This window comes from Streptomyces sp. NPDC058877 (assembly GCF_042742855.1).
Classification (GTDB): domain Bacteria; phylum Actinomycetota; class Actinomycetes; order Streptomycetales; family Streptomycetaceae; genus Streptomyces.
Window position 1 is genome coordinate 59850 of the sequence record NZ_JBHYMF010000012.1, and the last position, 11530, is coordinate 71379.

At 71.2% G+C, this 11530-nt stretch carries 8 protein-coding genes; 2 read left to right on the forward strand and 6 right to left on the reverse strand.

Going from position 1 to position 11530, the window contains the following annotated elements:
* Positions 1–35: 35 nt before the first annotated feature.
* Entirely contained in the window at positions 36–239 is a 204-nt protein-coding gene (locus tag ACFW2Y_RS05140; protein WP_384873749.1) for a DUF6229 family protein, read from the reverse strand.
* A 542-nt stretch (positions 240–781) separates the two neighbouring features.
* Here ACFW2Y_RS05140 and ACFW2Y_RS05145 point away from each other — a divergent pair.
* On the forward strand, positions 782–3136 hold the full coding sequence (locus ACFW2Y_RS05145) for an ATP-binding cassette domain-containing protein (RefSeq protein WP_384873752.1): 2355 nt from the start codon (positions 782–784) through the stop codon (positions 3134–3136).
* A 48-nt stretch (positions 3137–3184) separates the two neighbouring features.
* On the opposite strand, the gene ACFW2Y_RS05150 is transcribed toward ACFW2Y_RS05145, so the two are convergent.
* The 3 genes from ACFW2Y_RS05150 to ACFW2Y_RS05160 are packed head-to-tail and all read right to left on the reverse strand — an operon-like array spanning position 3185 to position 6602.
* A complete protein-coding gene (locus tag ACFW2Y_RS05150; RefSeq protein ID WP_384873755.1) occupies positions 3185–3931 on the reverse strand; it encodes a succinate dehydrogenase/fumarate reductase iron-sulfur subunit in 747 nt (248 codons plus the stop codon).
* Positions 3928–5874: a fumarate reductase/succinate dehydrogenase flavoprotein subunit gene (locus tag ACFW2Y_RS05155; RefSeq protein ID WP_384873758.1), complete on the reverse strand. Its 1947-nt coding sequence runs from the start codon at positions 5872–5874 to the stop codon at positions 3928–3930. Before ACFW2Y_RS05155 ends, ACFW2Y_RS05150 begins: the two co-directional genes overlap by 4 nt.
* 2 nt (positions 5875–5876) lie before the next feature.
* Positions 5877–6602: a succinate dehydrogenase gene (locus ACFW2Y_RS05160; RefSeq protein ID WP_384873760.1), complete on the reverse strand. Its 726-nt coding sequence runs from the start codon at positions 6600–6602 to the stop codon at positions 5877–5879.
* Positions 6603–6698: 96 nt separating this feature from the next.
* On the opposite strand from ACFW2Y_RS05160, the gene ACFW2Y_RS05165 reads away from it, so the two are divergent.
* Complete coding sequence (locus tag ACFW2Y_RS05165) at positions 6699–7622, forward strand: LysR family transcriptional regulator (protein ID WP_384873763.1); 924 nt, start codon at positions 6699–6701, stop codon at positions 7620–7622.
* Between the two features lie 34 nt (positions 7623–7656).
* On the opposite strand, the gene ACFW2Y_RS05170 is transcribed toward ACFW2Y_RS05165, so the two are convergent.
* Both ACFW2Y_RS05170 and ACFW2Y_RS05175 read right to left on the reverse strand, forming a co-directional pair.
* The gene (locus ACFW2Y_RS05170) at positions 7657–9822 is read right to left on the reverse strand and encodes a putative bifunctional diguanylate cyclase/phosphodiesterase (protein ID WP_384873766.1); all 2166 of its coding nucleotides are present in this window, start codon (positions 9820–9822) and stop codon (positions 7657–7659) included.
* Entirely contained in the window at positions 9819–10631 is an 813-nt protein-coding gene (locus ACFW2Y_RS05175; protein ID WP_384873769.1) for an SAM-dependent methyltransferase, read from the reverse strand. The genes ACFW2Y_RS05170 and ACFW2Y_RS05175 overlap by 4 nt, the downstream gene beginning before the upstream one ends.
* Positions 10632–11530 lie beyond the last annotated feature (899 nt).

The following is an 11530-nucleotide window of genomic DNA, read 5'->3' on the forward strand; positions in this document are numbered from 1 at the left end:
CCCGGATGTCGCGTGTGGTGCCGTGCGACGGTTCGTCAGCAGCAGTAGCTGTGCAGCGAACCGGTGCAGCTGCTGCATCCGGTGAACAGCGCCTCGGTGGCGTCGGTCAGTGCGGCCTCCCCGGCGGCGCCGCCCACGTAGAGCGGGCCGGCCGGGTTGTCGGTGCCGAAGGCCGTCTCGGCGCCCTGGAGCCAGGCAGCGATGATCTCGTCGGTACGGGTGGCGGACATGACGGGCATGTGGTTCCTCCTACGAATCGACGGCGATGTGCGGAGCTACAGAATCCACCGAACGTCATTCATCCGGATCTGCCAGAACCGGCCAATAAACAAAGAGAAGTTCGAACCCTTCGACATCCGTTCGAAGACCCTTGCCGTGCGGATCGCCGCCCGGCGACCGCTTGCCGTACGGGGACGCGAGTCGAGGTCGCAGGCGGCGCACCGCCCCGTGCGTCCCGATCGGACACGTCCGCCCCGGAGGACGCCCTTCGGACGGTTCCCGTGCCCGTCAAGTGGTGCGCACCCCCCGCATTTGGCCATTCGCCGTCCGCCGTGCGAACGCTCCGCACCGCTCTGCGGGGCCCCGTCGGGACACCGGTCCGTCCCACGACCCCGTGCGGGAGGCACGGGTGGGGGCCGATCCCTCGCGGTCGGACCTCACCGTGCGGGTGGCAGTACCGAGCAGCCCGTCCCTCGGACCGCACCCCGGCTCCGAGCTGCCGGGCTCCGCGCCCACCACGGCACCGACCCGGGCAAAGCGGACCATTGGATAGTGTCCTCCCATGCACGACAGCCCCCACGATCCGTACGTCCGTGTCCGAGGCGCCCGCGAGCACAATCTCGCGGGGGTCGACGTCGACATCCCCCGCGACGCCCTCGTCGCGTTCACCGGGGTCTCCGGTTCCGGCAAGTCGTCGCTGGCGTTCGGAACCATCTACGCCGAGGCACAGCGACGCTACTTCGAGTCGGTGGCCCCGTACGCCCGGCGGCTGATCCACCAGGTGGGGGCGCCCGCGGTCGGCGAGATCACCGGGCTGCCGCCGGCCGTTTCGCTGGAGCAGCGCAGGTCCTCGCCGAACGCCCGCTCCTCCGTGGGCACGGTCACGACGCTGTCCAACTCGCTGCGCATGCTGTTCTCGCGGGCCGGCCGCTACCCGGAGGGCGCCGCGCTCCTGGACTCGGACGCCTTCTCCCCCAACACGGCCGCGGGGGCCTGCCCTTCGTGCCACGGGCTCGGGCTGGTCCACGAGACGAGCGAGGAACTCCTGGTGCCCGACCCGTCGCTGTCGATCCGCCAGGGTGCGATCGCGGCCTGGCCGGGCGCCTGGCAGGGCAAGAACCTGCGGGACGTGCTCGACGCCCTCGGCCACGACGTCGACCGGCCCTGGCGGGAGCTCGGCGCCGAGGAGCGGAAGTGGATCCTCTTCACGGACGAGCAACCGGTCGTCACGGTGCACCCGGTGCGGGACGCGCAACGCATCCAACGCCCCTACCAGGGCACGTACACGAGCGCACGCCGTCATGTGCTGCGCACCTTCTCCGATTCGAAGAGCCCCGCCCTTCGCGCGAAGGCGGAACGCTTCCTCATGAGCACGCCCTGCCCGGTCTGCGGCGGTTCCCGACTGCGGCCGGAGGCGCTCGCGGTCACTTTCGCCGGTCGCAACGTGGCCGAGCTCGCCGCGCTGCCGCTGACCGCGCTGTCCGGCCTCCTCGCCACCGCGGCGGTGACGACGGACGGCTCGGAAACGGCGCGCGTGCTCATCGCGGACCTCGTCGCCCGGATCGACACGGTCGCCGAACTCGGTCTCGGTTACCTGAGCCTGGACCGCGCGACCCCCACCCTCTCCAACGGCGAGCTCCAGCGGCTGCGGCTCGCCACTCAGCTGCGCTCCGGGCTCTTCGGCGTCGTGTACGTCCTCGACGAGCCCTCCGCCGGACTGCACCCGGCCGACACCGAGGCGCTGCTCGTGGTGCTCGACCGGCTCAAGGACGCCGGGAACTCGGTCTTCGTCGTGGAGCACCACCTCGATGTCGTGCGGCACGCGGACTGGCTCGTGGACGTCGGACCGCGCGCCGGCGTGCACGGCGGGCAGGTGCTGCACAGCGGCCCGCCGGAGGAGTTGGCCGACGTCGCGGCGTCGGCGACCCGACGGTTCCTGTTCGACCGGGCGTCCGCGCTCGCACGGCCGGTGCGGGAACCGGTGGGCTGGTTGCGCCCCGGGCCGGTCACCCGGCACAACCTGCGGGCCGTCGACACGGCCTTCCCGATCGGCGTCCTCACTGCCGTCACGGGCGTCTCGGGATCCGGCAAGTCCACCCTGGTGGAGGCGCTGACCGAGGAAGTGGCGGGCGTGGGGCGCCTGGTGGCCGTGGACCAGCGACCGATCGGCCGGACTCCGCGCTCCAACCTCGCCACGTACACGGGACTCTTCGACGTGGTGCGGAAACTCTTCGCGGGGACCGCGGAGTCCGCAGCGCGCGGATACAAGGCGGGCCGTTTCTCCTTCAACGTGCCGGGGGGCCGCTGCGAGACCTGCCAGGGCGAGGGCTTCGTGTCGGTGGAGCTCCTCTTCCTCCCCCGTACGTACGCCCCCTGCCCCGACTGCCACGGTGCCCGCTACAACCCGGAAACCCTCCGGGTGCGGCTGCGCGGCCTCTCCGTCGCCGACGTGCTCGACCTGACCGTCGAGTCCGCCGCCGCCTTCTTCGAGGGAGATCCCGCCGCGGCCCGGAGCCTGCGCGCCCTGCTGGACGTCGGACTCGGCTACCTGCGGCTGGGGCAACCCGCCACCGAGCTCTCCGGCGGCGAGGCACAGCGCATCAAGCTCGCCTCCGAGCTCCAGCGCCCGCACCGCTCGCCCGCCCTCTACGTCCTGGACGAACCCACGACCGGGCTGCATCCGGCCGATGTGGAGGTCCTGATGCGGCAACTGCACGGTCTCGTGGACTCCGGGCACTCGGTGGTCGTCGTCGAACACGACATGGACGTCGTCGCCACCGCCGACTGGGTGATCGATCTCGGCCCCGGGGGCGGTGAGCAGGGCGGCCGGGTGGTCGCCGCCGGGCCGCCCGCCGATGTGGCCGCGTCACCGGAGAGCCGGACGGCCCCCTACCTCGCCAGGGCGCTGGGCGGCTGACCCGAACCGCGCCGGACCGGCGGGGCACACGAGGGGGAACGGCGGCCCCTACCCCTTCGCCTTCCTCCGCGCCCGCAGCCACTCCCGGTTCATCGCCGCGATCGACGGGAGCGGGATGCCCTTGGGGCAGGCGGTGGCGCACTCCCCGGTGAGGGTGCAGCCGCCGAATCCCTCCGCATCCATCTGGGCCACCATGTCGAGGACCCGGGTCTCGCGTTCCGGGGACCCCTGGGGCAGGACGTTCAGGTGGTTGACCTTGGCGGAGGTGAAGAGCATCGCCGAGCCGTTGGGGCAGGCGGCCACGCACGCACCGCAGCCGATGCACTCCGCGTGCTCGAACGCGGAGTCCGCGTCGGCCTTGGGCACCGGGGTGGCGTGGGCCTCGGGGGCCGAACCCGTCGGGGCCGTGATGTAGCCGCCGGCCTGGATGACGCGGTCGAAGGCGGAGCGGTCGACCACCAGGTCCTTGACGACGGGGAAGGCGGACGCCCGCCAGGGTTCGACGTCGATGGTGTCGCCGTCGCGGAAGGACCGCATGTGGAGTTGGCAGGTGGTGGTGCGCTCCGGCCCGTGCGCATCGCCGTTGATGACGAGGCTGCACGCACCGCAGATTCCCTCGCGGCAGTCGTGGTCGAAGGCGACGGGGTCCTCGCCGCGCAGGATCAGGTCCTCGTTGAGGGTGTCGAGCATCTCCAGGAAGGACATGTCGGCGGAGACGCCGTCCACGTCGTAGGTGGACATGGCGCCGGGGGCGGTGGCGTTCTGCTGGCGCCAGACGCGCAGGGTGAGCCTCATGCGTAGCTCCGCTGGGTGGGGTGGACGTACTCGAAGGTGAGGTCCTCCCGGTGGAGGACGGGGGCGCGGTCGGGGGCGGTGAACTCCCAGGCGGCCGCATAGGCGAACTCCTCGTCGCGACGGGCGGCTTCGCCGTCCGCCGTCTGGGATTCCTCGCGGAAGTGACCGCCGCAGGACTCGGCGCGGTGGAGGGCGTCGAGGCACATCAGCTCGGCGAGCTCCAGGTAGTCGACGATCCGATTGGCCTTCTCCAGCGACTGGTTGAACTCCTCGCCCGCACCGGGGACCTTGATGCGCTTCCAGAACTCCTCGCGGATCTCGGGGATGCGGCGCAGGGCCTTGCGGAGGCCCTCGTCCGTGCGGGCCATGCCGCAGTGCTCCCACATGAGCGCACCGAGTTCGCGGTGGAAGGAGTCGGGGGTGCGGTCGCCGTCGACGGCGAGGAGGAGGTTGAGCCGGTCCTCGGTCTCGGCGAGGACCTCGCGGACGGCGGAGTGGTCATCGGTGACGGGCTCGGCCTGCGGGTGGCCGGCCAGGTAGTCGTTGATGGTCGCGGGAAGGACGAAGTAGCCGTCGGCGAGGCCCTGCATGAGGGCGGAGGCACCGAGCCGGTTGGCGCCGTGGTCGGAGAAGTTGGCCTCTCCGATCGCGAACAGGCCGGGGACGGTGGTCTGGAGGTCGTAGTCGACCCAGAGTCCGCCCATCGTGTAGTGGACGGCGGGGTAGATCCGCATGGGGACCTCGTACGGGTTCTCGGCGGTGATCCGCTCGTACATGTCGAAGAGGTTGCCGTACTTCTCCTCGACCTTCGCCCGGCCCATCCGGCGGACGGCGTCGGCGAAGTCGAGGTAGACGCCCTGCCCGCCGGGTCCGACGCCCCTGCCCTCGTCACAGACGTTCTTCGCGGCGCGGGAGGCGATGTCGCGGGGGACGAGGTTGCCGAAGGAGGGGTAGATCCGCTCCAGGTAGTAGTCGCGCTCGTCCTCGGGGATGTCGGCCGGCGCCCTCCGGTCGCCGCGGGCCTTGGGCACCCAGATGCGTCCGTCGTTGCGCAGCGACTCGCTCATCAGCGTCAGCTTGGACTGGTGGTCTCCGGTGCGCGGGATGCAGGTGGGGTGGATCTGGGTGAAGCAGGGGTTGGCGAAGTACGCACCGCGCCGGTGGGCCCGCCAGACGGCGGTGGCGTTGGAGTTCATCGCGTTGGTCGACAGGTAGAAGACGTTGCCGTACCCACCGGTGGCGAGGACGACGGCGTCCGCGTAGTGGGTGCTGATCTTTCCGGTGACCAGGTCGCGGGCGACGATTCCCCGGGCCCGCCCGTCGACGACGATCAGGTCGAGCATCTCCGTGCGGGGGTGCATCTCGACGTTGCCGGCGGCGATCTGCCGAGACAGCGCCTGGTAGGCGCCGAGGAGGAGTTGCTGGCCGGTCTGCCCGCGGGCGTAGAAGGTGCGGGAGACCTGGACGCCTCCGAAGGAGCGGGTGTCGAGGAGGCCCCCGTATTCACGGGCGAAGGGGACTCCCTGGGCGACGCACTGGTCGATGATCTCGACGGAGATCTGGGCCAGGCGGTGGACGTTGGATTCGCGGGCCCGGAAGTCACCGCCCTTGACGGTGTCGTAGAAGAGGCGGTGCACGGAGTCGCCGTCGTTGCGGTAGTTCTTGGCGGCGTTGATGCCGCCTTGGGCGGCGATGGAGTGGGCCCGGCGCGGGGAGTCCTGGTAACAGAACTGGACGACGTGGTAGCCCTGTTCGGCAAGGGTGGCGCCGGCGGATCCGCCGGCCAGGCCGGTGCCGACGACGATGATGCGGTGCTTGCGCCGGTTGGCCGGGTTGACCAGCCGGGCCTGGAAGCGTCGGGCGTCCCACCGCTCGGCGATGGGGCCGGCGGGGGCCTTGGCGTCGACGACGGGCTCGCCGGTCGCGTAGTCGAGGTAGTTCACGGTCAGCTCACCACTCCGGTCATGACGGCCACGGGGACGGAGACGAAACCGGCGGTCAGGACGAACGCCAGGGTGTTGGCCGCGGCCTTGAGCAGGCGGTCACGGCGGGCGTTGCCGACGCCCAGGGTCTGGGCGGCGCTCCAGAATCCGTGGCGGACGTGGAGGCCGACGGCGAGCATGGCGACGAGGTAGACGACGTTGCCGTACCAGGTGGAGAAGGTGTCGACGACGTTCTGGTAGGGCTTGCCCTCCTCGAAGCCACCGCTGTGGACGGTGCCGGTGGTCAGGTCGAGGACGTGCCAGACGATGAAGAGGGCGAGGACGACCCCGCCCCAGCGCATGGTGCGGGTGGCGTACGAGGAGCGCCTGCGGCGGTGGACGTACCCGGTGGGGCGGGCCTTCAGGTCGCGCCGGCTGAGCTGGTACGCGGAGACGACGTGGGCGACGACGGCGGCGAGGAGGACGATCCGGACCAGCCAGAGGGCCCACTCGTGGTGGAGGACGGGGGCGCCCATGACGCGCAGCCAGTGGGCGTAGGAGTTGAACTCTTCGGGACCGAAGAAGACCTTGAGGTTCCCGGCGACATGGGCGACGAGGTAGCCGAGCATGATCAGCCCGCTCGCCGCCATGACCGTCTTCTTGCCGAGGGTCGATGACAGGAATCCGCGTGACGGTGGGGGGGACGGTGGGCGTGCCGCCGTCCGGTCCCTCATGGGTGCCAGAGCCATGTCTTCGACGCTAGGGCCGAAGGACCCAAGAGGTCCAAGACATGGTCCACCTCATCTCGATAGGCTGGACCTATCCATGTCCCTTAGGCTGGGCCCATGCAGTTCCAGCAGCTCCTCTACTTCGTCGCCGTGGCCGAGACCCGGCACTTCACCAGGGCCGCCGAACGCGTCCACGTCTCACAGCCTTCGCTCTCCCAGCAGATCAAGGCCCTGGAACAGGAGTTGGGTGCGGAGCTCTTCAGCCGGGCCCGGGGAAACATCACCCTCACCGACGCGGGCGAGGCCCTCCTGCCGCTCGCGCGCCGGATCCTCGCCGACACGGAGACGGCCCGCCTGGAGGTGCAGGAGCTGGCCCGGCTCAAGCGCGGCCGGGTGCGGCTCGGTGCGACCCCGAGCCTGTGCACGGGGCTCCTGCCGGACGTGCTGCGGACCTTCCACGACCTGCATCCGGGCATCGAGCTCCTGATCGAGGAGGGGGGCTCGCACGATCTCGTGCGGGAGCTGGCGCGCGGAGCCCTCGACCTGGCCCTGGTCGTCCTCCCGTTGCCGTCTCCCTCCCCCGCCCTGACGACGGTCGAGCTGCTCCGAGAGGACCTCGTGGTGGTCTCGGCCGCCTCCTCGCCGCCCCCGCGCCGCCCCGTGCGGATCAAGGACCTGCGGGACCAACCGCTCGTGATGTTCCGACACGGCTACGACCTGCGGGAGCTGACCGTGGCGGCTTGCCGGGCGGAGGGTTTCGAGCCCTCGTTCACCGTCGAGGGCGGGGAGCTGGACGCGGTGCTCGGCTTCGTACGGGCCGGCCTCGGGCTCGCGGTCGTCCCTGCCATGGTCGCCGCGCGCGCCGGCCGCGACCTGCGGGTGACGGCCCTCGCCCGCCCGGGTCTGCGCCGCACGATCGCGCTGGCCCATCGCAGCGACGTGGCCCCGCCGCGGGCGGCCCGGGAGCTCCAGAGGCTGCTCATGGCCTCCCGCCGCGGCGGTGAGGGCACCCCGGAGTCGGTGATCGCCGCGGAAGGGTGAGGGCGGCCCGGGGAGGAGGCGCCCCGGGCGGGGCTCAGACCGCGTCCGCGAGCACCAGCGAGTGGATGCGGTCCGGTGCGCCCGGGCGGGCGTAGTACCAGCCCTGGGCGGTGTCACAACCGAGGTCGCGCAACTGGCGCGCCTGCGCCCCGGTCTCCACCCCCTCGACGGTGACGGCGAGTTCCAGGCTGTGGGCGAGCGAGACGATGCCCTCGACGATCTTGAGGTCGACCGGGTCCACCGGATGCTGTTGCATGCCTTGGGTGAAGGAACGGTCGAGCTTCAGGACGCTGACCGGCAGCCGGCGCAGATTGGCCAGGTTCGAGTAACCGGTGCCGAAGTCGTCGAGGGCGATGTCCACGCCCATTTCGGCGAGCTGGCGCAACGGCTTCAGCAGGTCCTCGTCAGCGCCGATCAGGGCCGACTCGGTGACCTCCAGGCAGAGTGCGCCCGGTTCGAGCCCGGACCGTTCCAGGACGTCGACGGTGTCGGCGACCAGGCGCGGGTGGTGCAGCTGCGTCGGCGACAGGTTGACGTTGATCCGCAGCGGACCGCCGTCGGAGTGCCGGGTCTGCCAGAAACGGGCCTGCCGGACGGCCTCCTGGAGCACCCAGCGGCCGAGCGGCACGATGAGGCCGGTGTCCTCGGCGAGCGGGATGAAGCGGTCCGGACCGAGCACCCCGTGCTGTGGGTGGCACCACCGCACGAGCGCCTCCGCGCCGTGCACGCTGCCGTCGCCGAGGTGGACGAGCGGCTGGTACTCGATGAAGAACTCGCCGCGCTCCAGGGCGGCCGGCAGGGCCGTGGTGAGTCCGTGCCGGGTGATGGCGCGGGCGTCGGCCTCGGGATCGGCGAGTTCGAAGCGGTTGCCGCCGGCCGACTTGGCCCGGTACATGGTGATGTCGGCGCTCCTCAACACCTCCGCCGGGGTCCGCTCCCCCGCCGGTCCTTCGACCACTCCGACGCTGCCGCGCACGGTGAGTTCGCGACCCTCGATGCGGAGGGGGGTCGCGAGGGCCGCGAGGATGCGGTCCGCGAGTTCGACGACGTCCCGCTCGCCGCGGGAGCCGGTGGTGAGGGCGACGAACTCGTCGCCGCCGAGCCGGGCCACCATCTCGCCCGCTCCGGTGACGCACCCCTGCAAACGATCGGCGACCTCGACGAGGAGCCGGTCCCCGGTGGAGTGGCCGAGGCTGTCGTTGATGACCTTGAAGCCGTCGAGGTCCAGGTAGCAGAGACCGAAGCGGTTGTGGTCTCCGGGGGCGAGCGCCTTCTCCAGGCGCTCGAAGAACAGCGTCCGGTTGGGCAGTCCGGTGAGCGCGTCGTGGGTGGCCTCGTACCGCAGGCGCAGATGGAGCAGCCGCCGTTCGGTGGTGTCCTCCATGAGGGCCAACTGGTACTGCGGGTTCCCGTCGGCGTCCCGGAGGAGCGAAACGGTGAGATTGGTCCACAGAACCGTTCCGTCACCCCGGTAGTAGGGCTTCTCGACGCGGTAGTGGTCGCGTTCGCCCCGGACCAGTTCCTCGTACAGCTTCCAGACGTGCGGGCCGTCCTCCGGGTGGACCCACTCGCTGACGTTCCGGCTGCGCACCTGCCCCTCCATCCCGCCGAACATGCGGGTGAGGGTCTCGTTCACCTCCAGGACGTTTCCGTCCAGGTCGGCGATGCCGATGCCGATCGCCGCACCGTCGAAGACGGCCCGGAACCGGCTCTCGGTGGCGTGCAGGGCGATCTCGGCAGCGCTGCGGGCCGCGAGCGCGGAACGGGCGATCGCCTCTTGCTCGGCGCGGGTCCGCTCGCGCAGGGCCTGGGCGTACCCCGCGGCCATGGCGTGCTGGAGCCGGGCGCAGCGGGCGCGCAGTTCCTCGGTGGACATGTCCGACTCCGCACCGCAGTAGAGCACCAGGTACGCGTCGACGACGCCGAGGCTGCGGCCCAGCGCGTCCGGGTCGGTGCAGTGGCCCTCGACGAGGGCCGCCCCGGTGCGCTGGGCGGGTGCCGTGTCGAAGGGCCGGGCGTGCAGGGCGTCGTACAGGGTGCGGGCCAGCGGCAGCAGGTGCCCCTCGAACTCGGCACGGGTCAGCGACGTCGCGGTCACCGGGAAGATCGCGCGGCTCCAGATGGTGGCGAACCGCCTGAGCCTGTCCTCCGGATCGTCGGCCGGGGCATCCGCGCCGGACGGCTGTGACGGGACCCTCACGCCTTGCGCCCCACCCCTGCGAACCCGGAGAAGGCATAGGGATCCTCCTCCTCGACCGGACCGTCCGGTCGCCAGTGGGGCATCGGGACGAGGCCGGGCTCGACGAGTTCGGTGCCCTCGAAGAAACGGGTGACCTCCTCGCCCGACCGCATCACCAGGGGGTTGCGGATGTTGCGGTACACCCCGACGGTGCCGCCGGCCTGCTCCTCCGAGAGCGGAATGCCCTCGTAGGAGGCGTGGGTGAGGACGACGAGGCTGCCGGGCGCCAGGGCGGCGACCAGTTCGGCAACGGCCTCGTACGGTCGGTCGTGGTCCTCCAGGAAGTGGAGGACGGCGACCAGCAGCAGCGCCACGGGCCGGTCCAGGTCGAGGAGTCGGGTCACCTCGGGGTTGTACAGGATGTCGGCCGGCTTGCGCAGGTCGGCGGCGATGACGGTGGCTTCGTCGTCGCCCTCAAGGACGGCGCGGCTGTGGGCCACCGCGACCGGGTCGTGGTCGACGTAGACCACCCGGGCAGCGGGATCGGCGGCCCTGGCCACCTCGTGCACATTGCCGAAGGTGGGTATGCCCGAGCCGATGTCGAGGAACTGGGTGATGCCGTTGTCGACCGCGTGGCGGACGGCCCGCCGCATGAAGGCACGGTTCGCCTGCATGATCTTGGGCAGGCCCGGCATGAACTCCATGGCCTTGCGCGCCGCTTCCCGGTCCACTTCGAAATTGTGCGAGCCGCCCAGATAGAAGTCATACATACGGGACACGCTCGGCACCGAGATGTCGATACCGGGCGGAGCCCAGGCGGGACGCTCCATCAATGTCTCCAACAAGTCGGCATGGGGGATGCGGCCATGTGTTCGCGGCCGGTGTTCGAGGTGAGGCTACTGATCGCTCGCCAGGAGAGCGAGTAGAAACGGAAATTCGCGATCCGTTCTTAGTCACACGCCATTGGCACGTGCTCCTGGAACGCAGGGATCGCGCCTTCGGGCCGTGCAAATTCACGTGCATCTGACCGTGCATCGGTTCTGACGCCCGCCCCGAACCTTCTCCATCGGGGCCTCAGGGCCCGCTCGCACCTCGACCGTTGCCGGCCCTCGGGCCCGGGCGCCGGTGCAGGATGCCCTGTCGGCCGCCTCGTCCGACAGGGCGACAACCAGACAGTTCCCTTCCGAGGGGCCGGAACGAGCCGGATCGACCGTCCGTCCCGGGGCATCGCGGTCGGCAATACCGGGGCATTGCACCGCATCCGCCCGTGACACGCGGTGAACCGTCAAGTCCACACATCCGGAGATCCCCTCCATCTGGCGAATCAGGACCGAATCCGCCCCGGCGCTCCGCCCGGGTGATCAAGCTCGACCGCGTGTCTCTGTACGGATCGCTCCTCGCCCGCCCGCTCGCCGCCCTCGGACTGGTGTGGCTGCTCGCCGCCCCCGCGCCCGCCAGCGCCGATGCCTGCGCCTACGCCTACGCCTCGACCGACTCCGGCGGTCCGCTCGTTGCGGTCGCAGTCGCCGGCGGCCACCACGACGAGAACGGCAACGGGGGCGGAAAGGGCCACGACGAGGGCAAGGGCCGCGACCACCACGGCAAGGGGAAGGGCAAGGGGCACGACCACCACCCCCACCCCAACCCCAGCCCCCCCCCCCCCCCCCCCCCCCCGCCCCCACCCCCCCCCCCCCCCCCCCCCCCCCCCCCCCCCCCCCCCCCCCCCCCC

Excerpts from the sequence above, each read along its gene's own strand:
- ACFW2Y_RS05140 (WP_384873749.1), bottom strand. The coding sequence starts at position 239 with ATGCCCGTCATGTCCGCCACCCGTACCGACGAGATCATCGCTGCCTGG.
- ACFW2Y_RS05145 (WP_384873752.1), top strand. The coding sequence starts at position 782 with ATGCACGACAGCCCCCACGATCCGTACGTCCGTGTCCGAGGCGCCCGC.
- ACFW2Y_RS05150 (WP_384873755.1), bottom strand. The coding sequence starts at position 3,931 with ATGAGGCTCACCCTGCGCGTCTGGCGCCAGCAGAACGCCACCGCCCCC.
- ACFW2Y_RS05160 (WP_384873760.1), bottom strand. The coding sequence starts at position 6,602 with ATGGCTCTGGCACCCATGAGGGACCGGACGGCGGCACGCCCACCGTCC.
- ACFW2Y_RS05165 (WP_384873763.1), top strand. The coding sequence starts at position 6,699 with ATGCAGTTCCAGCAGCTCCTCTACTTCGTCGCCGTGGCCGAGACCCGG.
- ACFW2Y_RS05175 (WP_384873769.1), bottom strand. The coding sequence starts at position 10,631 with ATGGAGCGTCCCGCCTGGGCTCCGCCCGGTATCGACATCTCGGTGCCG.